The sequence below is a fragment of the Geomonas terrae genome (genome assembly GCF_004791675.1).
Lineage (GTDB): Bacteria > Desulfobacterota > Desulfuromonadia > Geobacterales > Geobacteraceae > Geomonas > Geomonas edaphica.
This window is the reverse complement of record NZ_SRSC01000005.1, coordinates 192,931-215,512: the sequence shown is the minus strand read 5'-3', so window position 1 is coordinate 215,512 and position 22,582 is coordinate 192,931. Positions and strand designations below refer to the sequence as shown.

At 61.2% G+C, this 22,582-nt stretch carries 21 protein-coding genes; 11 read left to right on the top strand and 10 right to left on the bottom strand.

The annotated features are described in order from the left end of the window. Positions 1-35: 35 nt before the first annotated feature. Positions 36-560, bottom strand: coding sequence for a DUF4337 domain-containing protein (locus tag E4633_RS19030; protein ID WP_135872706.1), 525 nt, complete (start codon positions 558-560; stop codon positions 36-38). A gap of 200 nt (positions 561-760) precedes the next feature. Between E4633_RS19030 and E4633_RS19025 the strand changes: the two genes are divergently transcribed. Further along, positions 761-1,240 (top strand): ferritin-like domain-containing protein, encoded by a 480-nt coding sequence (locus tag E4633_RS19025; protein ID WP_135872704.1) that lies wholly within the window; start codon positions 761-763, stop codon positions 1,238-1,240. Positions 1,241-1,312: 72 nt separating this feature from the next. Here E4633_RS19025 and E4633_RS19020 read toward each other — a convergent pair whose 3' ends face one another. The 6 genes from E4633_RS19020 to E4633_RS18995 form a co-directional block, all read right to left on the bottom strand. Continuing rightward, positions 1,313-1,579, bottom strand: coding sequence for a hypothetical protein (locus tag E4633_RS19020; protein WP_135872702.1), 267 nt, complete (start codon positions 1,577-1,579; stop codon positions 1,313-1,315). A gap of 21 nt (positions 1,580-1,600) precedes the next feature. After that, complete coding sequence (locus E4633_RS19015; protein ID WP_135872700.1) at positions 1,601-1,789, bottom strand: ferredoxin; 189 nt, start codon at positions 1,787-1,789, stop codon at positions 1,601-1,603. 137 nt (positions 1,790-1,926) lie between these two features. Continuing rightward, entirely contained in the window at positions 1,927-2,223 is a 297-nt protein-coding gene (locus E4633_RS19010; RefSeq protein WP_135872698.1) for a DUF1540 domain-containing protein, read from the bottom strand. Positions 2,224-2,307: 84 nt separating this feature from the next. Next, the gene (gene hgcB / locus E4633_RS19005; protein WP_135872696.1) at positions 2,308-2,601 is read right to left on the bottom strand and encodes a mercury methylation ferredoxin HgcB; all 294 of its coding nucleotides are present in this window, start codon (positions 2,599-2,601) and stop codon (positions 2,308-2,310) included. Continuing rightward, positions 2,598-3,758 (bottom strand): mercury methylation corrinoid protein HgcA, encoded by a 1,161-nt coding sequence (hgcA, locus tag E4633_RS19000; protein WP_264175414.1) that lies wholly within the window; start codon positions 3,756-3,758, stop codon positions 2,598-2,600. The genes hgcB and hgcA overlap by 4 nt, the downstream gene beginning before the upstream one ends. A 249-nt stretch (positions 3,759-4,007) precedes the next feature. Further along, positions 4,008-4,493: a tetratricopeptide repeat protein gene (locus tag E4633_RS18995; protein ID WP_135872694.1), complete on the bottom strand. Its 486-nt coding sequence runs from the start codon at positions 4,491-4,493 to the stop codon at positions 4,008-4,010. 420 nt (positions 4,494-4,913) lie between these two features. Here E4633_RS18995 and E4633_RS18990 point away from each other — a divergent pair, with 420 nt between their 5' ends. Continuing rightward, positions 4,914-5,618 (top strand): cytochrome c3 family protein, encoded by a 705-nt coding sequence (locus E4633_RS18990; RefSeq protein WP_135872692.1) that lies wholly within the window; start codon positions 4,914-4,916, stop codon positions 5,616-5,618. An 86-nt stretch (positions 5,619-5,704) separates the two neighbouring features. Continuing rightward, positions 5,705-6,922, top strand: a complete 1,218-nt coding sequence (locus E4633_RS18985) for an NHL repeat-containing protein (protein ID WP_135872690.1) — start codon at positions 5,705-5,707, stop codon at positions 6,920-6,922. A gap of 63 nt (positions 6,923-6,985) precedes the next feature. Here the strand turns inward: E4633_RS18985 and E4633_RS18980 are convergent, their stop codons facing one another. Together E4633_RS18980 and E4633_RS18975 are read right to left on the bottom strand one after the other, a co-directional pair. Continuing rightward, on the bottom strand, positions 6,986-7,660 hold the full coding sequence (locus tag E4633_RS18980; RefSeq protein ID WP_135872688.1) for a response regulator: 675 nt from the start codon (positions 7,658-7,660) through the stop codon (positions 6,986-6,988). Positions 7,661-7,702: 42 nt separating this feature from the next. Beyond that, entirely contained in the window at positions 7,703-9,091 is a 1,389-nt protein-coding gene (locus tag E4633_RS18975; RefSeq protein ID WP_135872686.1) for a PAS domain-containing sensor histidine kinase, read from the bottom strand. Between the two features lie 302 nt (positions 9,092-9,393). Between E4633_RS18975 and E4633_RS18970 the strand changes: the two genes are divergently transcribed. After that, positions 9,394-10,845: a carboxypeptidase-like regulatory domain-containing protein gene (locus E4633_RS18970; RefSeq protein ID WP_135872684.1), complete on the top strand. Its 1,452-nt coding sequence runs from the start codon at positions 9,394-9,396 to the stop codon at positions 10,843-10,845. 22 nt (positions 10,846-10,867) lie between these two features. After that, positions 10,868-11,104 (top strand): hypothetical protein, encoded by a 237-nt coding sequence (locus E4633_RS18965; RefSeq protein WP_135872683.1) that lies wholly within the window; start codon positions 10,868-10,870, stop codon positions 11,102-11,104. 183 nt (positions 11,105-11,287) lie between these two features. On the opposite strand, the gene E4633_RS18960 is transcribed toward E4633_RS18965, so the two are convergent. After that, positions 11,288-11,722 carry a hypothetical protein gene (locus tag E4633_RS18960; protein WP_135872681.1) on the bottom strand — a complete coding sequence of 145 codons (435 nt, stop codon included), beginning with the start codon at positions 11,720-11,722 and terminating at the stop codon, positions 11,288-11,290. A gap of 601 nt (positions 11,723-12,323) precedes the next feature. On the opposite strand from E4633_RS18960, the gene E4633_RS18955 reads away from it, so the two are divergent. The 6 genes from E4633_RS18955 (at position 12,324) to E4633_RS18930 (ending at position 22,557) form a co-directional block, all read left to right on the top strand. Continuing rightward, the gene (locus tag E4633_RS18955; RefSeq protein ID WP_198419481.1) at positions 12,324-12,752 is read left to right on the top strand and encodes a cytochrome C; all 429 of its coding nucleotides are present in this window, start codon (positions 12,324-12,326) and stop codon (positions 12,750-12,752) included. Between the two features lie 18 nt (positions 12,753-12,770). Further along, complete coding sequence (locus E4633_RS18950; RefSeq protein ID WP_135872679.1) at positions 12,771-16,703, top strand: PKD domain-containing protein; 3,933 nt, start codon at positions 12,771-12,773, stop codon at positions 16,701-16,703. A 152-nt stretch (positions 16,704-16,855) separates the two neighbouring features. Continuing rightward, a complete protein-coding gene (locus tag E4633_RS20450; protein ID WP_162605036.1) occupies positions 16,856-17,884 on the top strand; it encodes a peptidylprolyl isomerase in 1,029 nt (342 codons plus the stop codon). Positions 17,885-18,260: 376 nt separating this feature from the next. Next, positions 18,261-18,677 (top strand): cytochrome C, encoded by a 417-nt coding sequence (locus tag E4633_RS18940; protein ID WP_246038245.1) that lies wholly within the window; start codon positions 18,261-18,263, stop codon positions 18,675-18,677. Between the two features lie 27 nt (positions 18,678-18,704). Beyond that, on the top strand, positions 18,705-21,866 hold the full coding sequence (locus E4633_RS18935; RefSeq protein ID WP_135872675.1) for a cytochrome c3 family protein: 3,162 nt from the start codon (positions 18,705-18,707) through the stop codon (positions 21,864-21,866). 433 nt (positions 21,867-22,299) lie between these two features. Further along, positions 22,300-22,557, top strand: a complete 258-nt coding sequence (locus E4633_RS18930; protein ID WP_135872673.1) for a hypothetical protein — start codon at positions 22,300-22,302, stop codon at positions 22,555-22,557. Positions 22,558-22,582: the final 25 nt, after the last annotated feature.

Sequence of the window (22,582 nt, the reverse complement as noted above, 5' to 3'; positions counted from 1 at the left end):
CGCTGCCGCGCCCCCCAATACCGGCGGAAGTCCCCTTACATGAAGAGGAGGAAGCCGTTCGCGAACTCGACGAGACCGATGAGGCCGACCGAGACCCCGGTGACCCAGACGTACTTCTTCTTCAGGAGGGCGGCGATCGACGAGAGCAGGATGGCGACCTGCAGGAAGATGACCGCCACCCCGAACGGGCGCCCGTGGCGCTGGGCCGCGTCCCGCTCCTTTTCCAGCTGCTCCGCCTTTTCCTTTATCTTCGCTTTTTCCTGCTCGTATTTGGCGATGCGGTCCGCGTTCCCCTTGAGGCCAGCCGCCAGCATCGGATCCGCCTTCCCGGCGCGGTGCGCTTCGCGCTCCAAAAGGCCGCGGTCCATCTCGGCCAGGGACTGCTTGATGCTCTTGGCCTGGTAGAAGGCCCACTGGTCCGAGGCCTGGTTCTGCACCAGGATGGACCTCGTCGAATAGCCGCCCCCCTTGAAGGTGGCCAGGGTGGCACAAACGGCCAAGACCACGGTGGTGAGGGCGAGATAGTTGAGCCAAGGCTCTTTTTTTTCTTCCTGTGCCATGAAGGGACCTCCCGATGATGCAATTGCTCTTTTGCGCGGCCACGGCCGCGGCGGAGGACAAAGATACCTCAATCACGCCCGCTTTTCCACCGTGTTTACCTCATCTCACGGCAGGCCGTTGATCTATCATTAATCGCGCTCGTTTTGGTATAATTAGGCATGGACAGGCAGGAGCGCTGTCACGGTAAAGGAGGAACACGATGAACGTATTCGATTGCGCGATCAAGATAGAAGAAGAGACGCGGGTATATTACGAGGGACTGAAGGAGGAGGCCATGGAGCCTGAGATGAAGATGCTCTTCTCCATGCTGGCCGCCTCGGAAGAGGAACACAAAAGCAGACTGTTGAGGCTGAAACAACGGATGGAAGGGGGAGCGGTGACGGGGCTCAACCATGGAGCCTGCAGCTTCAGGCCGCTTCTCAGCCAGCGTGAACTGCTGGATGAGTGCGAGCGGGATCCGCACCTGTACCGGTTCGCGGTGGAAAACGAAGAGCGGGACATCCGCTTTTACGAGGAACTGGCGGCCGCGGCCCCCGATCGGAGGACCCGCAGGAGCCTGAAGATACTGGCGGCGGAAGAGCGCCGGCACCTGGAGAAGATCGAGAACATCTACTCCTTCGTGGAGACGCCCAGGACCTACCTGGAATGGGGCGAGTTCAGCAACCTAAGGGAGCTGTAGCGAAAGAAAGGTTCAGGACAAGGAAAAGCCCGCCGTAACGGCGGGCTTTTTCCATGCAAGCGGGCGCCTTGCTCATTCGGCCCGGGCCGTGTCATCGGCGCTGTCGGGATCGCATTCCGGGCGCAGGTAACGCTCCAGTTCCTCGAAGGCGCCATCGGCGGTCAGCTTGAGCGCAGAGACCGTATCCATCTCGAGGGTGGTCCCCTGCTCGAGGTACCGCTCGTGGAGGCGGTCCACCAGATCCTTGAGCTGCCGCATCGAGCAGTAGGTATGCTTCAGCATCACGTAGTTGCTCTCGGCCAGCTCCCTCAACCTCTCGTCCCGCAGTTCGTTCGTCATCGCCCCCTCCCCTCCCGGTGCCTAGCGCCAGCTGATGCAGTTGACCGGGCAGCTGTCTATCGCCTGCTGTACCTTCTCGCGTTCCCCCGGGTCATTGGCGTAGACCTCGGAGACCCCGCTTTCGTTAAGCCGGAACACCTCCGGCGCGATGCTGACGCAAAGCCCGCATCCTATACATATCTCCTGGTCCACGTACGGCTCGCTCCCCATGGTCTCTCCCCTCCCCTTGCCGGTTATCAAAACGGGTAAAAGATACACGATGGCGGGGAAAAGTCTAACGACCGCGGCGCGTGCGGCAATGGGTATGCGGAAGGGGGCCGGTTGACGGGGAAGCGCCGCGACGGTGGTTACTTCGGTTTGTAGGTAAAGCAGTCGGGATGCGATTCGTGCATGCCAACATCAACGGCGGAGGCGGTGCATTCGAGGGACTGGTTGTAGCTGCAGTTTTCCACCTTGCAGGCCCCGATGCCCCCCTGGACATCCATGATGCCCCCCTTCTGGCTTCCCTGCATGAAGGTATCGCACTCGGGGCAGGCGTCGCCGGGACCGCCGACGGTGATGGCGAGCGTGTGGCAGGAATTGTGTTTGTTGTAGGCGCACTGCGTAACATTGCAGGAAGTGATCTTGACCATCTGCTTTTCCATAGTCTGTCTCCTTTCGGCCCCCTTCTCGCATTGGGAGTTTTTAACAGACCGGATTGGATAGTCAAGCCGGAGCCTGGGGCGCCACTACTCGCAGCAACCAGACCCTTTCAAGCCGGGGAGCTTCTTCTCCCTCAGCCACTCGTTGATGAGGCCGCTCGCGCACCCGACCCCTGCGTCCACCTTGATGGCGGAGGTGGGGCAATTGAGGGCGCAGGCGCCGCACTCCATGCAGGCGTCGCGGTCGGCAAGGGCCGCCTTTTTATCCTCGATGCGGAACACCTGGTGCGGGCAAACCTCGACGCACCTGCCGCAGCCGACGCAAAGCGGAGGGCTCAGTTCGAGCGTCACCACCGATGCCAGGTACCTGAATCCTTTCATGACATCCCCCAGGTGAGCACCCGGCCGGCGAGAAGGACGAAAAACGCGGCGCAAAGCGCCCCCGCCATGACCGGAAGCCCCAGGCGCATCTCCTTTTTCACCCCGGATTTCGAGGTGTAGGTGGTGCAGCCGGTGAAGTTCAAGGTGTAGAAGGAGGAGACCGCAGGCAGGGCGAGGAAAGCGGCCAACGCCGTCGTCACTTTCCACCCGCTCCCACCGAAAAAGAGGAAGAGCAGGGCGCAGTAGACGAGCCCGGCAAAGGCCCCCTTGACGGCGAAGCTGCGCGAGGGAAGCAGGGGAAGGAGCGCGGGCCCGACCGCCACCCCGGTGACGACCGCCCCCAGGAAGGCAAGGGTCGCGGCGGCTGCGGCGGCACTCCCGAAGAGGAGCCAACCGGCGAGGAAAACGAGGGCCGCAACCGGTGCGATAGGCTTCACCACGAGAACCAGTTCCACCGGGATCAGGACCAGCCGGTCGTACCAGTTGAAAGAGAGCTCGCGCATGCGAGGCGTGGTGACCTGGCCGTTGTCGAGGTACTCGGGGAGGTCGGCGGCGTAGGCGCAGGCGTAGGCCACCTCGAAACCGCTCTGTTTTTTCACCCGATGCGCCGAGACGCCGGCCGCCCCCATGATGGGAAGGATGAGGCGCCGGTGCCCGACCACCTCGCGCAGCCTGGTCGCCTCGATGCGCCGCACCAGTTCGCCGGTACCGAAGGTCCCCTTACCGGCCGCGCACCAGACGTTGATCCCGTAGGTCTCCAGCACGAGGATCCAGACGCTGCGCCCGGAAAGCGTACGCCGGACGATGTCGTAGGTCATCTTGTAGTTCGCGGTCACCACTACCGGCGCCTGTGCGTCGGGCTCGCCCACCGCGTACAGGCCGGGGGGAACGAGGAAGTGCATCCTGTTGATACCCCAGCGGGCCTTGCAGGCGCCCAGATGGTCGGCCGGGGTGAGGCGGGAGGTGACCAGCGGTACGCGCCCTCCTTCCGTCTCGAGCCAGCGCACGAACCCGGGCACCTTTTCCGTGATCTCTCCGCCACCGACGGAGGTACGCGGCCCTCAGCAAGGGGGAGCGTCGGGATCCTGGGAAGGGGTGCATGCACTTTCCACCTTGGGAGTCGCCAACTGGATCTTTTTGAACTGTCGCGTCTTCATGTTCGCACCTTGGTGTACTGAATCATTGCTGCGGACTTGTCAGGGACGAATGATCATTCGCCCTCCCGCCCCCAATACTCTCCCGCCGCTTAAGTGCCGGCATGGTCCGGCCAAGCAACTCCCCCCTGCCCCCCTTCGCAAAGGGGGGAGTTGGAAGAGGTCGTCGCAAAAATGGGGGGGACGGCGCCGGGCCGTCCCCCCCATTTACTTAGCGGCATTTACAGAGGCAGGCAAGTTAAATCTCTCCCACTAGCGCGCGTCGGCTATTTCCTCGAGCTTCTTCTTCGCCGCACGGTACCCCTGGGTCGAGGCGCGGCGCAGCCATTTTTCCGCCTCGTCACGGTTTTTCTCGCCACCTACGCCGTAGAGATGCGCAACGCCGAGGTCGTACTGGGCCGCGGGAAGCCACTGCTCGGCCGCCTTCAAAAGGAGCTCCCGCCCCTTGACCGGGTCTTCCGCAAGCCCCTCCCCCCGCAGGTACATCATGGCGAGGTTGTACTGCCCGAGGACGAACCCCTGATCCGCCGATTTCCGATACCAGCGCGCCGCTTCCTGCAGATCCCGCGGGATACCCACCCCGGTCGCGTAGAGCACTCCGAGACGGGACTGGGCCTCGGCGCTCCCCGCCTCGGCCTGCTTTTTCATCTGCGCTATGTCGACGCCGTCATACCCGCACGCAGGCGCCGCTGCCAAGGCTGTTAGAAGCGCTGCGGCCGCCAGAGTTACAAATTTCATGTCACCTCCCGAGGATTCTTAATAGTGTCTCCCCTGACAGCAAGGACCTTGCCACCCATGTCGCCTTGGGGAAACTACCCCATGAGCCCCGCCGCAGTAAGGCAAACGGCTCAAGGGAAGCGGGATGCATCGACCCGTGTGAGACATTTCACCCACAACGCTGAGGACGATGGGGGCAAATCCCCCCCAACCGTCCCGGCTTTCCCGGGGGCTCCCGTCACGAGGAGGTAAAACTCCAGTGGTTACCCGCTCTTGCAAAAACGGCATGAGGCGGGCACCAACATTGCATCCTGTTCGGCAACCGGCGCGTCTCCTGGGGGGGAGGTACGTCGGCAGGTGCAGCGGAAGAGAGCCGCAGCATTGCGTAGGCAAGCTGAAAACTTTTCTACATTCAATGAAAAAGACGGAGGAAAACTCTCTATGAAGAAGATCACCATCCTGACCGCCATCGCCGGTCTCACCCTCGGTGCCTCTCTCGCCTACGGCTACACTGCCGACGGCGGCGGGGTCGTCGGCTCCAAGCACGACATGAACATGCTCTCTGGTGCCGCACCGGATGCCCAAGGCCGCGTCTGTGCCTTCTGCCACACCCCGCACCACAAGGTCGAGGCTACCGAGCTCGACTACAACCCGCTCTGGTCCCACAAAGTGAACGTAGACACGAGCTTCGCTCCCTACGAGTCCGTGACCTTCAACAGCACCATCGCAGGCGACCCGCTCGCAGGTCCGAGCCGTCTCTGCATGAGCTGCCATGACGGCGTCATCGCAGTCGACCAGCACTACGGCAACACCGGCACCGCACTGGGCGGCAAGATCACCGCTGACGGCTTCGGCGACATCGCCATCGGCAAGTTCGCCGACCTCTCCAACGACCACCCGATCGGGTTCGACCTGAACGGCATCCACACCAAAGACGCCGGCATCAGGGACACCCTGAAGGCCCCGAACAACACCACCCTCAACACCCAGCCGATCACCACCCTCGGCTTCAACAACGGCAAAGGGCAGCTCCTCATGACCTGCGCTTCCTGCCACGACGTCCACAACAAGGACAACAAGGACACCGCGTTCCTCTACGAGAAGCAGCTGAACTCGCAGTTCTGCGTGATGTGCCACGACAAGTAACGAGAAGGCAGCCGTCCCGGGGGTAACCCCGGGACGGTAACAAAAGAGAAACAGGCAACAGCAACACAGAAACAGGAGTACAAGACATGCATGGTCGTCTTTTTCGTTCCGCAGTAGCGCTCCTCGCTGCCTCCGTTCTCACCCTAACCGCCGGCTGTGCCACCGGTCCTACCCAGCAAAGCCACGGCCCGGTATTCTTCCCTCCCGCCCCGAACCTTCCAAGGCTCCAGTACCTCACCAGCTTCAGCAACTCCGCCGACGTAGCGGGAGGCTCCGCCGACACGGTGTCTCTCCTCTCCTTCGGCAAACAGGAAGAGCAGAAGGTGAGCAGGATCATAAAGCCCAGCGGCATCACCACCAAAAGCGGCAAGCTCTACGTGACCGACATCGCCGGCCAGCTCTTCGTCGTGGACCTCCCCAACAAGAAGATGGAGCAGCTAAAGGGGAACGACGGGATGGGCAAGCTGAAGAAACCGGTAGGCGTTGCCGTGGACAGCACGGGCTTCGTGTTCGTGTCCGACACCGAGCGCAAAGAAGTACTCATCTACGACAACAACGGCGAGTACCTGAAAGCGGTGGGTGGGGATCTGGGCTTCACGCCGACCGACATCGCGGTCGACGATGAGAACCTCTACGTGCTCGACACGAGGAAATCCGTGATCCGCGTGCTGAACCCGATGACGGGATCGCAGATCCGTGAGATCGGAAAGATGGACGACCCGAACCAGTCCCTGAGCCTCCCCACCAGGATGAGCCTCGATGACAAGGGGGTCCTCTGGGTCACCAACGCCGGTAAGGGCACGGTGACCTCTTACGACCGCGACGGCCACTTCCTCGGCACTTTCGGCAAGTTCGGCGACGGCATGGGGCAGTTCGCCCGTCCGAAGGGCATCGCCACGGATGAGAACGGCTACGTCTACGTGGTCGACTCCGGCCACCAGAACGTGCAGATCTTCAGCGACAAGGGTCGCCTGTTGGGCTACTTCGGCTCGGCGAAGCTTCCGGTCGGGGGGATGAACCTCCCAAGCGACATCTCCATCAGCAACAGGGACCTGGAGTACTTCCAGAAACTGGCTCAAAAGGACTTCGAACTGTCCGAGGTGATCTTCGTGGCGAACCAGTTCGGAGAGAACAAGATCGGGGTCTACGGCCTTGGCAAGCTGAAAGGGGTGGACTACGATGCCGCCTACCGCAAGGCGGCTGAAGAAAGGGAGCACAGGGCTCAGGAGATCCTCAAGGAACGCAAGAGACAGCAGGAAATGCAGGACCAGCAGGGCAAGAAAGACACTACCGCAAAACTGTAACAACCGCTATGGCCCAGCCGGCAGCTACCATCCTCTGCCGGCTGGCCCCTCCAAATTCCCCGCCTATTTCCACTGCTCCAGGTCAATAACGCCAAGACGCGCCGCATAGCGCACGAGCTCCATCCGGCTATGCACATCGAGCTTCTTCATGAGGTTTGTGAGGTGGTTCTCTACCGTCTTCACGCTGAGCCCCAAATCCGACGCTATCTGTCGTATGACCCCGCCTTCGGCGACCAAGCGCATGACCTGCTGCTCCCTGGGGGACAAAAGCGCGTACCGCTCGTCGCACACCGTAGCTTCCCCTTGACCGGGATTACCCAGGTTCGCCACGATGTCCTGCGAGACCTGCCCGTCCAGGAAGTACTCGCCGCGCCGCAGGGCGTCCATGGCGGCCACAAGCCGCGTACTGGTCGCCTCTTTCATCACGTAGCCGCGCGCTCCGGCCCTCAGGGCCTCGGCGACGTATTCGAACTTGGGATGCATGCTCAGCATGAGGATCTTCACCGACGGGACCTCGCGCATGATCTGGCGCACCGCCTCGATGCCGCTTATATCAGGAAGCGAGATGTCCATGGTCATGAGCTCGGGCTTCAGCTCCCTGGCCAGCGCCAGCGCCTCGGCGCCGCTTCCCGCTTCACCGATGCAGGTGTACTCGGAGGTTCGCTCCACAAGCCCCTTCACCCCTTCCCGAAACAGGGGGTGGTCGTCAACGATGATGACCCTGCTTTTTCCTTCCATGCAAAAAACCTCCTCGAATTGAAGCCGGCGCCGCTAGGGGCGCTAGGCGATAGGAATTTCCACGGCGATGCGCGTCCCCTTGCCAGGGCGCGAGGTGAGCTCGAAGGAGCCGTTTAAAAGCTCGACCCGCTCGGCCATGCCGACAAGCCCGAGCCCCCCTTTTCCGGCAGGAACGGCACGGGCGGGATCGAACCCCCTGCCGTTGTCGGTGATGCGCATCCTGAGCACCGGGTGGGAAACCACGAGGCTTATGGCCACCTCGCTTGCCCGCGCGTGCTTCACCACGTTATGCAGCGCCTCCTGAAAGACCCGGTACAGGGTGATTTCACCCTCATGGGGGAGGCGCACCCCTTCCAGACCATGGGCGGAAACGCGGACGTTCACCCCGTGGTGGGTCGAGAAACTGTCGCAGTCGTGGCGGATGGCGTCGACAAGCCCCAGCTTCTCAAGCGGCGAGGGACGCAGGCCGGCGCAGATGGTGCGGATCGACTGCACGCTGTCCTTGAGCACCTCGGAGAGATGACGCATCCGGGCGGGGGCATCGCCCGGGGAGGAAGCGAGGTCCTCGGCGAGCACGTCGACGATGATCTTGGCGGCGTTCAAGCGCTGCCCGAGGTCGTCGTGAAGCTCCCTGGAAAGGTGCTTTCTCTCGTCTTCCTGCACGCTTAGCAGTTTCCGGGTCAGGGCGCGCACCTTGTTCTCGGCCTCCCGTCGCACGGTGATGTCGCGGGCGACGGCGAGCTTCGTGCGCTGCTCGATGCCGGGCATCCGGACGGGAAGCTCGATGACCGAGTACCAAAGCTTGGTCACCTCGTTGTAGAACTCCTTGTGCAGGGGGCGCTCGGAGTCGAAGAACCCGTCGTCGACGCAGCAGTCCTCACAGCGGGTCTGCTGACCGCGGCAGATCTGGTAGCAGAAGTCCTGCTCGAGGTCCCCCAAAAGCCCCTCGCGCATCTTGCGGTTAGCGTAGACGATGCGGTAGTCGTCGGTGACGACGTAAACGCGGTCCTCCATGGCGTCCAAAAGAAGCCGCAGGGTCTCCTGGGTCGCGTGCATCGCCTCGCCGATCAGCTTGCAGTCGGTGCGGTCCAAAAAGGTTCCGAAGATGGCGGGTTTACCTTCCACCTCGATGAGGCGCGCTTCCACCTCGATCCAGAAGACGCTGCCGTCAAGCCGCGCCGACGGCTGCCCCCAGGAGACCGTGGAGCGGTCCCCATTCAAGAGCTGCTCGTGCACGTGGCGGAACAGGTCGACGCTCTGCCGGTCGGGATAGACGTCCGCGTACATGTCGCGGCCGATCAGCCCTTCGACGCTCTGGTAGCCGAAAATCGCCCCGAAGCGGTCGTTCAAAAAGATCGCCTTGCCCTCCTGGATCACGTAGATCCCGTCGGTCAGGTTAAGCACGATGCTGGTAAAAAGGTTGGTACTCATGATCACCTCGCCGTAAATGAGTGCAGCGGAGCAAAACCTGCGCCAGAGCGCCGAACGTGCCTGCAGACGGGGGTGAGGGGGCACAATCGAGCGATTTGCCCCACTTCCGACCTCGACGCCCGACAAAAACTGGGGCATATCCCCCACCACCCAGTGGGGCGGAATACGCAAACCCGCGCGGTGGTGGCACTGACGGCGCACGGGGCAAGTGGCACCCTATTTGCTGGAAAACGGCAGCCGTCGTGGCGCCGCAGCGGGGCCGCACGGGCCATTTTTTCGCACCGCAAAGCAGGAGAAACTACATGAAGCTGGCAGACCTGTACAAACGGGGGCTCATCGTCGCGCTCGCCTGCGCCGCCCTCCTCATTTCCAACCTTTCCGCGTTCGCAACCGCGCTACCCGGGGACTGCGACGGGAACGGAAGCGTCACCATGATCGAGGTGCAGGGGGCCATCAACATGTTCCTCGGCAACAAGACGGCGGCATCCTGCGTGGACACCGACCAAAGCGGCGCGGTCACGATAACAGAGCTGCGCAACGTGGTCAACGCCTACCTCGGGCTCCCAGTCATGATCCCGGCGCTCGCCGTTACCGGCACTGTGAAGGACCCGGTCTCCGGGCTGGCCGTCACCGGGGCGACCGTGACCGCGTACGCCGACGGAGCAAGCACGCCAGCGGCAACCGCCACGGTGCAAAGCACCGGCAGCTTCAGCCTTTCCGGGCTCTCGGCGGCCAGCACCTACCAGCTCGTGTTCAGCAAAACCGGCTACGGCGACGTGAACTACTACGGCGTCAAGCCGAGCCAGAGTGCTGCCACCGCACTTGAAACCGTACTCATGCTCACGACCGACAAGGCTTCGCTCACCACGTCGATCAACGGCTATGTCCTGAACGCCTCCAACAACACCGGTGCGGCCCTGACGCTCAGGTTCCGCCCGGGGCTTGGCGCCACCACCGGAAACTACCAGGCCAAGACGGCCGACGGCTACGGGTATTACTACAAGGACTACTTCCCCGCCGGGTGCTACACGGCGGAGGTGTTGAAACTCGTTGACGGGGTGGAGACCAGCTACGGCTACTTCACCGTCTACGCCGTCCCCGGGGTGTCCACCTACAACAACAGCCAGAACTTCACCGCGGATACCGGGACGACGCCCTCCACCACCTACCGCGCCGTCCTCAGCTGGGGAAGCGCCGAGCGGGACCTCGACCTCCACGTCACCGGCCCCCTGAACCCGGACGACACCTTCACCACCATAGGGTCCAGCAACACGCCGAGGTTCCACGTCGGCACCAGCACCTCCGACCCCCAGACCAGTTACCCGTACGGCAGCGCCATCACAGGCACGACCCTCAGGAACCTCCCCACGGCGACCACCGAGGCATACCTCGACCAGGATCAGGCGAACCACGGCGTCGACAACGGCAGCGAGACCTTCACCATCCTGACCCAGCAGGCAGGCGTCTACCGCTTCTACGTCTACAACAACTCGGCCACCGGTTACCTCGCCGAATCCGGCGCGCAGCTTAAGCTTTACCGCGGCACAACCCTTGTGAAGAGTTACACCGTCCCCAACAAAGCCGGTAACACCTGGACCGTCTTCGAACTAGACGGCGACACGGTGACCGACAAGAACATCATGTCTACGGTGGACCCGACCCAGACGTACAACCTCGCCAAGCCGGTGGCAGGTTACCCTGTGGACGAGCTATCCACCTTCAAGCAGGTGCAAAAAGCCCTGCCGACACGGTAGCAAAGGGGTAAGGAGCCGCGGAATGGAAAGACTCAGCAAGAAATGCACGGCGATCCTCGTGGGCGCCCTTACCTGCCTCGCAGCGGGGATCGGACTGGCCCCCAGGGTGGAGATGGCCCCATTGGCGATGGAGCGGCAGGTTAGCCTAAAAAGCGCTCCCACCCGCCGTGGCGCGAACGCGGCAGTCGGGATGATGCAAGGGTGCGCGGGAGGTACGTCCGTCAGCTGTCATCCCCAACGGTATCAGCCCCAGCTTTAAGCGGCACCTGCGCATAAATTAAAAGGCTCCTCTTCGAAAGAAGAGGAGCCTTTTTTGTTGCGGTCGCTTTTCCCGCCGGCCTCGTTTTTCGCACCGCAGACTTCCCCCTCCCTCCCCCCGGGTTCGCCCCGCAGGGGGGGAGGTTGATTGAAGGGCGGATGAGAGGCCCTGCCCGGGGATGGACTACTGGGGAGGAGCGACGTGGGTGTAGGAGGTAAGGTAGTCGACCACGACGCCGTTGTCGTCAATGAAGATCATGGCGCTCAGTATCTTGCTTTTCATGGAGCCGTCGGGGTTGAACGGAGGGGCGTTGTACTTCCAGAACTCCTTGGTGCGGGCAATAGGAGGCAGGGCGATCTTGATGGTGGCCAGTAACTCCTTGGAAAGCTGCCGCTGATTAGGTTCGACGGTAACAGGACTGCCAAATGCCGCCAAGACCTCCTGCTTGGTAGTCTTATCCTTCACGATCAGTTCCGCAAGCGAAGCCTCGCTAAGCTCCAGCTTCTTAGGCGCCTGCACTGCAGCAGGCGCGGCTTCCTTTTTCACTTCGCCGGGTGCAGCGTGCAGGCACCCTCCCAAAAACGCGCCCAGGACCAACAAACCTACCCTCTTCATCATCTGACCTCCTGATATGAATAAAATACAGCACGCGAAGGGCGTGCAACCTCTCTGCCAACTCGGACGCGCCCAGCCGCGCGACGGGCGCCTTCGCACAACAGCGCAGCACAGCGTGTTTCCGGGCCTCCCGGCCTTCCCGCACCTGCGCGTGCCGACCGCGGGGCGATAAAGACGTGGGCGATTTCACCCCAACGCCCCCCCATGCGGGGGATATCACCGCACCTTTTCAGAGGAGATGAAGCACCGGATATGGAAGAAATCACAAGACTCTCACCATCTCGCAAAATCATCCTTCCATAGGGGCGAGTGCAATATATCAATTATTATATAAGTTTCCAAGCACGAACTCCTCACGAGCCCGACCAGAGACGTTTTTTTTGAGGAGGGAGATGCAGTGATCGGCATCGCGGGTACGACAATTGCTATTACCCTGACAAGCTCTCTTCACACCGTACCGGTGATGCCTTAAACCTGGTCCGGCGCAGTCGTCATGTGCCCCCATTCACACGGCGACCTGATGGTCCGAAGTAGCAGCAACAAAAGAGGCAGCACAATGCTATTCATTTCAAATCCAATCAAGAGACTGAGAGGGAAACAACCTATGAAAAAAAGGGGATTGAAAATCTCGCTTTTGGCGGGGGCCTCGGCGGTAGCCGGCCTCACCGTTGGCGGGACGATTGCCCAAGCGGCACACCCGGCAATCCAGCTTTATACCTATGAGGAGATAGCGCAGCAGTACGGCGCACCCGCCATGCCGGTAATGGTGGACCCGACCTCCAAACAGGGCATGCCCTACAGCCCGAAACAGACCTGCATGGGCGGCGGCAACCTCGGTTGCCATACTCCCAACAACACCAAGGGGCTCAAGAGCTACACCGATATGTCCAAAGGCGCATACCACGCCACTCTCGGCACCGCCGAGTGGATGGACAACTCCGACAGCGGCCTCTTCATCGAAGGCGGCAAGCAGACGGGCCTTAACCCGCAGAAACCCTGGCTTCAGTCCCACGGCCACAACGGCAAGTGGTGAACCCCCTCGCTCCGCCAGGTGGCGGACTTACAGAAAAAAGCAGACGGCAAAGGCATCACCTATCCGGGCACCCCGAACACCGGCAACCCGGTCGTTGACTCCCAGACCCCCGGGACCAAACTCTACATCTTCTTGAACGGCGGCGAAGACGCAAACCACAACAAGTACCCGAAAGTCGACCTCTCCCTGTGGGATCAGGCGACCATGTGCGGCACCTGCCACCCGGGCGGCATCGCCTACGAAGAGGACAGAAACGGCAACAGGCTCCCCTACAAGACCCTCACCGACATGGCGACCGGCGACGTGAACCCCTTCACCACCACCGTGTGGGAGAACTTCACCACGCAGGGGATCGAAACCTCCTTCGCGACCATCGCTCCCTGGATCTATCCGCAGTACAAAGGGAACAAACCGGCTAACGGTCCGGTAATGGCTGACCCGGCCTACGCATGGGTCACCAAAGATAAAAACGGCAACGCCGTGCCGATCGGCCAGGTTGCCATGACCATGAAGGAGCCGAACAGCAACCAAGATATGCCGGTTTACTCCGGTCAGCTTATGATGCCGAACGTGAAGGAGATGGACTGCTTCTTCTGCCACCTCTCCGGCTACGACAACGTCATGTCCTCCGTCATGACCCAGGCCGGCAGCCTGAACGCGGCCCCAACTGCGGGCGCCATGCTGTTCGACATGAACCCGGCCAGCCCGACCTACATGGGGTACAACCAGTACAACGGCAACGTCGCCTTTGCCGATGCCGGCAACGGGATGCAGTCCGTGACGCTCTCCGACAGCCTGCTCGCCAGGATCAAGGGTGCCCCGGACTCCAACAACTGCATGCAGTGCCACGCCACCAAGACCCTGAAGGATCTCCCCGAGATGTTCGGTGTCACCGGCGGCAGCAGCGGCTTCCTCTCCTCCGCGCCGATGATCTACGACCCCGCCAACGGCGTCGGCCCCAACGGCAAGAGGATGACCTCCTACGACATCAACGCCATGTGGATGCAGTCCGGGACCTCCCCGTCCATCAACTTGGGCAACTACACGCAGTACATGATGCCCGGCATGCCGTATGTGCAGGCACAGCAGACCTACTACACCGCAGCCAGTGCCCCTAGCGCAGGTGGCTTCATCGGTGGGAGCAACCCGGCAATGTCCGGCCCGCTGTATTACGCAACCGCCGCAACGACCGCGGCAGGACAAAGCGAAATGGACCAGAACGCACTCAAGCGTTCCACCATGCCGTTCCCGCGCGCTGAGTGGTTCAAGCGTGGCGACGCATGGCAGGCAGGTCAGGACGTCCACGGCTCCTTCGGCTGCGCAGGCTGCCACTTCACTGGCAACAGCACCAACAAGAACCAGTGCGACCCGGGCCGCGGCTTCGACATGTCCAGCACCACCGCAGACGGCGTTCCGCCGCTTTGGAAACGTCAGGTCGTTAAGGGATTCGATGCAGACGGCAAGCCTGTCCTCGCCGTTGGCGACGCCGAAGTCGGCGCAGCGGTACAAAAGCACGACACCCGCAACACCGTCAAGCGCTGCGAGTTCTGCCACATCACCGGCAAGGACTACTACGGCAACGCAATCCAGACCTTCGGTGCGCCGAATCCGGATGCGGCACACACTCAGTACGGCCTGAACAACAACATCGTCCAGATCGTCGACAAGTTCGATAAAGAGCAGGGCGGCTTCGGCGGCCAGGGCGTGCCCGAGCACACCGACTTCACCACCGACAAGAACAAGCTCGGCCGCGGCAACCACCTCGACGTCATGGACTGCACCGTCTGCCACGTGCAGAAAACCAGCATGGCAGTTCGCGCCCTCGACGCCACCTCCGGCATGCGCTTCCCGGCCATCGTCGGCACCGACCCCTCCAAGGGGATGATCGGCCTGTTCGAGGATCCGGCTCCTGAGGCGTTCAACGCCGGTGCCGTACAGAAGTACAACGGCATGTACCAGGTCATCAACACCTACTTCGGCTACACCAACAGCACTCAGAAAGAAGGAACTCCTGCAGTCGCCGGCAGCCAGGCCTGCCTCGACATGGCAGCACAGGGCGCTGACTGCTCGACCCAGCCGGGCCCCGGCTACCAGGCACCCATCCAGGCCGGCACCCACGTTGTGGGCGGCAAGCTCAAGACCTGGGAACCGCTTAACCTCTGGCAGAAGCTTGGCAACATGGAAGCTCCGCTCACCTGGGGTAACGGCACCAAGAGCGGCATGAAGTTCCGCCGCAAGATCTACCTGAGCAACGCGATTTCCGCAGTCATCTGGAACAACACCGACTCGAACGTAGACGCGAACGGCGACACCGTCCCCGGCGGCCTCCTGGTTCCGACCAAGCCCTCGTTGGTCGGCTACACCGACGTCTTCGACGGCCTCCCGCCGCATGAAAACAACACCCAGGGTTACGGCGACCCGATCTACGACCCGTGGATCCAGCGCGACCTGAAGGCCGGCATGAACTTCGGTCCTTCCGCCCTCTCCGTCATCTCGGTCGGCTTCAACAACCCGATGACCACCAACTCCGGCAGCGCGTTCATGCCGGACGGCACCTTCTCTCCGGCCAACTACTGGAAGTACGTCAGCGTTTGGAGCGGCGCGGTCACCTTCACCGAACCGAACCAGATCACCGAGTACAAGGCCTACCGCAACCAGCTTGAGAGCATGAAAGCACCGGAACTCCGTAAGGATTGGTCCAAAACCGAGCTTGCCTACATCGGCGCTCCGTTCATGGTCACCCACGGCGTGAAGCCGGTACAGCAGTACGTAAAAGGCAAGAGCTGCGCAGATTGCCACGCCCAGGGCGCAGGCTTCTTCAAAGGCGGCTTCGACATGGTCGGCACCGCTATCCCGGCCGACCGTACCTTCAACCCGACTTCCCGTGTTGTTGTTGATCAGGCAACCGGCACCGTCACCCGCATGCCCGGCGTACCGGGCCTCGACTCCGCCAGCAACCTGATGGAGCGTCCGCTTGAGCCGGTACGTGTCAAGGCAGTTAAGGGCGACCTCCGCACCGCATTCGAAGGCTTCAACAAGCTCGGCCAGCCGCGCACCGTGAAGTTCGAGAAGAGCGATGAAACCCACACCTGGACCGTCGACCTTCAGCGCGCCGACGTCCTGTATCCGCCTGAAGACGGAGCCATCTACTACAAGATCGCCGACACCAACGACGACGGCAGCATCAAAACGGGTGCTACCCCTGTGAACGGCGCAGCTTATGCCGACTACATGGAAACCATCGCTGCCACCTTCAACCCCACTGCAGCAGGCCTCGGCGTGAAACCGGTCGCAACCATCGCGGCTGTGGCCGGCGAAACCGGCACCAACGCAGCTATGCTGGTCAAGGGCACCTCCTACAACTTCGCCCCCGCCACCACCCCGGCAGCTGGCGCCAAGTTCCAGTGGGCAACCAACGCTGGTGACACCGCAGTTCCTCCTGCAGTACCGGGCGCGATCCTCTCCGCACCGGCCGCAGCAAACACCGGCATCACCTTCACCAAGGCCGGTACCTTCAGGGTCGCCCTTACCGTGACCAACGTGGACGGCACGACCGCAACCAGCTACAAGCTCGTCAACGTAGCCAACCCGGTGTACATCGCGGTAAACAGCACCACCACCGCACCGGTCACCACCACCATCCCTGCCACCGCCACCAGGCCGGCTTACAGCTACACCGTACAGCAGACCAAAGTGCCGGTAACCTTCCCGATTGCTCCTCCGACCTACGACAAGGTCAGGTTCTTCTGGGGTGACGGCAGCTCCTCCACCACCCTCACCGCTACCGACTTCGCAACGGCCAACGGTGCAGGCGGCGTGGCACACGTGTACAACCGGTACAGCAAGTACCTGAACGCTTCTACCAGCAAGTACACCTACAAGACCACGATCCAGCTGTTCAACGGGTCGAACCTGGTCAGCTCGCAGTCTGTGAAGGTAGAAGTCCAGTAATGCAACGATGGAACTTCGATGAACATGCAGTGAAGTAAATCCTTGGCCCGGAACGAAAGTTCCGGGCCCTTTTTGGTAGAGGGACAAGATTTTCGGGCCGACGTCGGGAGCAAGACGCGCCTGGAGCAGCTCAAAGACAAGGAGAATCAACCATGCCGCACCCGAAGAAGATCGTATCGTCCACCGTTGCCGCAATCATGCTCATGACCATGGGCGCAGGTATCTCGTTTGCGGAAGAGGCCACAGTCAAAGACGCCGCGGCCCTGGCGGCCAAGGCAGCGCAGGCGGCGCAGCCGTCACCCGACGAGACGCTGGTGAAGGTGAACGGCACGCCGATCATCCGCAAGGAAGTCAACCGCGCCCTGAAGATCATGCTGAAGCAGACCGGCACCAAACAGCTCGTCCCCGAAGCGCTCAAGAAGGCGCAGGACACCATCCTCGATCAACTCACCGATTCGGAGCTTTTGTACCAGGCCTCTAAAGGTGTCGAGATGAAGGACCTGGACCAGCAGGTGAAGAAGGCCCTCGCCGAGAACCGCTCGAGGTTCAAGAGCGACGCCGAATACAAGGCCGCCATGGACGAGTTGCTCATGACCCCGAATGACCTTGAGGAATTCACCCGCAAGGACATCGCCATCAACAACATGATAGAAGCCCGCTTCGGTTCCAAGGTGCAGGTGCCGGAGAGCGATGCGAAGAAGTTCTACGAGGATAACCGTACCAAGTACTTCGAGCAGGGGGCCAGGGTGAGGGCAAGTCACATCCTCGTGGGCATCGGCCAGAGCGCCTCACAGAAGGAAAAGGACGAGGCCAAGGCGAAAGCCGATGCCCTGTTGGAGCGCATCAAGAAAGGTGAAGATTTCGCCGAGATCGCCAGGAAAGAGTCCACCTGCCCCAGCAAGGAGAAGGGTGGCGACCTGGGGGTCTTCGGCCAGGGGGACATGGTTCCTCCGTTTGAAAAAGCGGCCTTCGGGTTGAAACCCGGCGAGATTAGCGGGGTCGTTTCCACCGTGTTCGGCTACCACATCATCAAACTCACCGAGGCCCTTCCCCCCAGCGTGCAGCCCTTCGACGAGGTTAAGGCGAAAATCGTGGAGTACCTGAAGCGCGAAAAGGTACGTGCGGAGATCCCCGCCCTGCTCAAGGAACTCAGGGAAAAGGCCAAGATAGAAAAAGCCTAGCATCCGCAGATACTTAGACACACCAAAAGAGCAGGAGGGCCTCCCCCACCTGCTCTTTTTTCATTCACGTACCCCAACCCCCACATTGGGGTAAAAGCCCCCCAGACACTGGGTGAACTTGGGGTATTTACCCCAACAAACACCCCACCCCCTCCCACATCCCCTTTCATCTCGATGAGCCGCGTCACGGAAGCTTTAGCAATTACTACGGTTTTAAAAATTTAGTGAGAAAAATAAAATAGCGGCATACCCCGTGCTAATGATGAAGTCAGGCTCTCTAAAGCTGAAGCAGGACTGCAGATGGCGAACGGTACCCCCATACCGGACGCAAGATGTGATTCGTACTTCCATTGAATCGAGACAAAGGAGACCCATGATGAAACAACCCACCAAGAAGACGGTGCTGCTTACCGCCGCTTCCTGCGCCGCCCTGATCGGGGTTGGCACGGGGATGGCGATGGCTTCCGTCTCTGCCCACAAACAGATCCCGCTGAAGGATCCGAGCGGCGCGGCGATCACCAAGAACGGCGACGGCTCCGCAAAAGCCTTCAGCATCAAGACGACCTGCTTCGGCACCGCCGGCTGCCACGGTGACACGGGTGCTGGCGCCTCGAGCGTCCTCAAGTACACCTACGACGACATCGAGAAGCATTCCTACCACGCCCAGCTTGGCGCTAACGAGATCCGCGGCTTCAACCCGTTCAACATCGACTCGAGCGACGCATTCCGCGCCGGCGCAGGCCCCCAGGGCAAGAACTGGGTGCAGAGTCCCGGGCACGTGGGATCTTGGTGACCGCCGTCTGCTCGCCAGTTGGCGAGAATGTACAAAGACGGTAACGGCGCAACCTACGATGCAACCGCAGCACAATTCACCTCCACTCCTTTCGGAAAGGTCCTTCCGGCCGGAATGACAGCAGCAACCGATCTCGTCACCACCCCGTATTACACCCCGTTCGACTTTGGCGCGTCCTTCGCCCAGAAAGCTGACAACTCCGTTGCCGGTGAGATGCGCGACTGCGGTGAGTGCCACGTCGGCGGCGGCGCCATGGAATACATGATCGATCCGACGAAGACCGTGAGCGCAACCTACGACGCGACCAAGCGCACCTCGCTGCGCGACTACGTCTTCGGTACCGCTGTAACGGCGTTCAACGCCTTGATCGACATCTTCAACACCGACACGACCAAGAGAGGCGACGTGGTGGTCCAGGACTACAAGAACGTCAACGGCGTTCTCGAGATGGACTGCCTTATCTGCCACCAGAACGACTACAGCTGGGACAAGCGCAGGGACGCAGTACGCAAGGGTGAGTTCGACGCTTCGCGCGCCGTCGGCTCCAAGCTGGCCTTCTCCGCGAAAGACGGCATGAACGTCTTCTACAACTCGACCACGGTATCCACCAATGCGAGCAACCAACTGGTTGCCAACATGGAGTACAAGATCGTCGGCAAGCCGACCTCCAACCAGTGCTCCTCCTGCCACCTCGGCAACACCATCGAGACCAAAAACGCAACCACCGGCGTAGTGACCGTGACCGGCGGCGAGAAGTACCAGGTTGACTGGAAGAAGCGTGGTGAGATGTGGACCCAGAACGGCACCATCCTCGACGTCCACGGCGCCATCGGCTGCATGGGCTGCCACGAGCGCACCGGCGACAAGGCAGGCGCAACCGCCAATGTCGGCACCAGCGGCAACATCGTCGACGCAGGCGTGGCCAAGCTTGGCCTCTGCGACCCCGCAAAAGGTGGGGCATCTCCGTTCGACGCAATGTGGAACAAGATGGACAAGGTTGAGTTCAAGGATTGCAAAGGCTGCCATGAGTACACCACCGCTCCGGCCTTCGCCACCTTCGGCGCACCGAGCTCCAAAGGCGCTCACGACAGGGCAGGCCTCACCGCCAACATCGTCTACGACAAGACGGGCGCTCAGGTTAGCCACATCGACCTCATCGACTGCACCGCCTGCCACATCCGTAAAGACGGCTTCAGCGGCGGCGCGTTCGTCGACGGCACCGGTGCCGACGAGGAAGGCCGTCTGGCCGTTCACGACACCGAGTACGTAGCCAAAGGCGACATGGCCAACGGCGTCGCACTCAGCTGGGGTCAGGACGGCAAGATCTACGCGGCCAACCTGTTGACCTCCTTCTTCTGGCGCGACATGAACGGTCTTAAGACCGCCAACGGCGGCCTGGACGCCAACAACGACGGCCGCGAGGCCGGCATGGATCCGCTGCTGCAGACCCATGTGGCCAACATCAACCGCCTGAACGGCCTGCACGCCCTTACCGCTGACGGCGTGGTGAACGCAGCCGAAATCGCCACCCAGCAGGCCGCCCTCTCGGCCGGCATCAGGGCGCAGCTCGGCAACGGCACCACCCAGGCAACCAACGCGTTCCTGCCGAAGCTCTCCTTCCTCATGGTTCCCTTCAAGGCAAGCCACAACATCGCTTCCGCCGACAGGGCCTGGGGTAAAAACGGCTGCAAAGAGTGCCACGCTGCCGGCGCAGGCTTCTACAACGGCGCCTACCCGATCAACGGCAACATGGACGGCAAGTTCAGCTTCGACTCCAACCAGGTGACCACCTTCACCAAGGTGAACGGTCTCGTCGACGTGACCGACTCGCACCCGAACGTCATCACCAAGGACGGCACCCGCTCGCTGCCGATTCCGATCCTCACCAAGTTCGACACCCCCTACGTCCAGACCGCTACCGCGGGCCAGACCCTGCGCAACATCGACCGTAGCGAAGTCCTCTACGAGAAAACCTTCCAGACCGTCAAGCAGGACTGGGTCACCAGCATCGAGGGCGGCGCGATCGCTGCAGCCTGCACTGCTGACGGCTCCAGCCCGTTCTACTGCGAAGATGCTGCAATCATCTTCAACGCAGCTAAGAAGGGTGCGACTTCCACCCTCGGCTGGACTCTCAAAGTCGATGCGAAGGACAGCAACGGCGTTGTAACCAGCCGCACCGTCCAGGTCATGAACGACAAGGTGGCCTCCGTAGACACTCTGGTTGCCGAACTCGGCACCGTCGGTGGCAATTACTTCACCGTCACTGCCATCAACAAGGCAACCGGTACTGTCGCGGTAGCACCGGCAGTCAACAACGCCATCAAGCTGGAGAGAATTGGAACCTACCAGATCCGCATCAACAAGGCTTCCGATGTCGGTCCGTTCGGCCTGAAGGGTGCTCTCTGGACTGCAGCCCCGATCGTACGTCCTTCCGGCACCTACAACACCCGCGATCAGTACGTCGCCTACCTGAACGGCATCGACGCGGCAGCCTTCGGCGTCGGCCAGGCTCCGGTAGCGGGCATCGCAGCAGTAAACGGCGAGTCGGGCACCATCGCAGCTCCGCTGACCGTGAACGTTGGCAAAACCTTCGCACTCGCCGCAGGCATCACACCGGCAGCCGGCGCCGCCTTCAAGTGGCAGACCAATGCAGGTGACGTCGATGCTAATACTACACAGGCGGATGCGAACACCATCATCACCGCTCCGACCGCGGCAAGCACCAGCATCACCTTCAAAAAAGTCGGCACCTACAGGGTCGCCCTGACCGTGACCAACGTCGACGGTGCTACCGCAACCAGCTACAAGCTCGTCAACGTAACCAACCCGGTGTACATCGCGGTAACCAGCACCACCACCGCACCGGTCACCACGACCATCGCAGCCACCGCCACCAGGCCGGCATACAGCTACACGGTACAGCAGACCAAGGTGCCGGTAAGCTTCCCGGTTACTCCTCCGACCTACGACAAGGTCAGGTTCTTCTGGGGTGACGGCAGCTCTTCCACCACCCTGACCGCGCTCGACTTCGCAACGGCCAACGGTGCAGGCGGCGTGGCACACGTGTACAACCGCTACAGCAAGTACCTGAACGCTTCTACCGGCAAGTACACCTACAAGACCACGATCCAGCTGTTCAACGGGTCGACCCTGGTCAGCTCGCAGTCTGTGAAAGTAGAAGTTCCCTAAGTCCTGTCTCTTGCAGGCAACTTGATTGATGCATTGCAGTAACTTCGAAGCCCGGAACGAAAGTTCCGGGCTTTTTTTTGTCGCATCAAGCTAGATTGAGGGGGGAACCACGTTCCTCTGCCACGCGACGGTGATCGGGGGAGAGAGGTGCCGCTAATGCCGACAATAAGCAAATCCCCCCCCGCCCCCCCTTCGCAAAGGGTGGAACGTTAGGGGCTCGCGCACCGCTTCGTGGACAGCTCGCCTCTGCCAAAGGATTACACCAACTTGCATGATCCATTTGCGACAGGCCGTGGCGACGGAGAAGATAAAAACTTTTTTTGGGAAAAAAGACTAAAGGTATGTCAGTTGTAGGACGACATTGAAATGGTAAAGCAAAGGCGGAATGTGATATAGTGGCATCACTTTTCGCTGTGACAGTGGGAGAAAAGATATGAGCAAAAGTATCAGAGTATTGGCGTTTTCTCTGACAGTACTAGTTTCCGCCGTTACGGCGTATGCGGATGATTCCCCTTCCTGCAGGGATAAATGCACCACTGACTACACAGACTGCCTGAAGTCAATCGAATCCGCCTCACCCGACGCACGGGTGATCCTTGAGAAGAGCTGTCAGGTGGAGGACGACGCCTGCAGCGCCGACTGCGACGAAAAGCGCTCCCTCGCGGGGATTTTCAGGAAACTAAGCGAGTAGACGCCGCTTTAGATAAAGAGCAAAT

Coding starts and splice junctions, on each gene's coding strand:
- E4633_RS19030 (WP_135872706.1), bottom strand. CDS start 560: ATGGCACAGGAAGAAAAAAAAGAGCCTTGGCTCAACTATCTCGCCCTC.
- E4633_RS19025 (WP_135872704.1), top strand. CDS start 761: ATGAACGTATTCGATTGCGCGATCAAGATAGAAGAAGAGACGCGGGTA.
- E4633_RS19020 (WP_135872702.1), bottom strand. CDS start 1,579: ATGACGAACGAACTGCGGGACGAGAGGTTGAGGGAGCTGGCCGAGAGC.
- E4633_RS19015 (WP_135872700.1), bottom strand. CDS start 1,789: ATGGGGAGCGAGCCGTACGTGGACCAGGAGATATGTATAGGATGCGGG.
- E4633_RS19010 (WP_135872698.1), bottom strand. CDS start 2,223: ATGGAAAAGCAGATGGTCAAGATCACTTCCTGCAATGTTACGCAGTGC.
- hgcB (WP_135872696.1), bottom strand. CDS start 2,601: ATGAAAGGATTCAGGTACCTGGCATCGGTGGTGACGCTCGAACTGAGC.
- E4633_RS18995 (WP_135872694.1), bottom strand. CDS start 4,493: ATGAAATTTGTAACTCTGGCGGCCGCAGCGCTTCTAACAGCCTTGGCA.
- E4633_RS18990 (WP_135872692.1), top strand. CDS start 4,914: ATGAAGAAGATCACCATCCTGACCGCCATCGCCGGTCTCACCCTCGGT.
- E4633_RS18985 (WP_135872690.1), top strand. CDS start 5,705: ATGCATGGTCGTCTTTTTCGTTCCGCAGTAGCGCTCCTCGCTGCCTCC.
- E4633_RS18980 (WP_135872688.1), bottom strand. CDS start 7,660: ATGGAAGGAAAAAGCAGGGTCATCATCGTTGACGACCACCCCCTGTTT.
- E4633_RS18975 (WP_135872686.1), bottom strand. CDS start 9,091: ATGAGTACCAACCTTTTTACCAGCATCGTGCTTAACCTGACCGACGGG.
- E4633_RS18970 (WP_135872684.1), top strand. CDS start 9,394: ATGAAGCTGGCAGACCTGTACAAACGGGGGCTCATCGTCGCGCTCGCC.
- E4633_RS18965 (WP_135872683.1), top strand. CDS start 10,868: ATGGAAAGACTCAGCAAGAAATGCACGGCGATCCTCGTGGGCGCCCTT.
- E4633_RS18960 (WP_135872681.1), bottom strand. CDS start 11,722: ATGATGAAGAGGGTAGGTTTGTTGGTCCTGGGCGCGTTTTTGGGAGGG.
- E4633_RS18955 (WP_198419481.1), top strand. CDS start 12,324: ATGAAAAAAAGGGGATTGAAAATCTCGCTTTTGGCGGGGGCCTCGGCG.
- E4633_RS20450 (WP_162605036.1), top strand. CDS start 16,856: ATGCCGCACCCGAAGAAGATCGTATCGTCCACCGTTGCCGCAATCATG.
- E4633_RS18940 (WP_246038245.1), top strand. CDS start 18,261: ATGAAACAACCCACCAAGAAGACGGTGCTGCTTACCGCCGCTTCCTGC.
- E4633_RS18935 (WP_135872675.1), top strand. CDS start 18,705: ATGTACAAAGACGGTAACGGCGCAACCTACGATGCAACCGCAGCACAA.
- E4633_RS18930 (WP_135872673.1), top strand. CDS start 22,300: ATGAGCAAAAGTATCAGAGTATTGGCGTTTTCTCTGACAGTACTAGTT.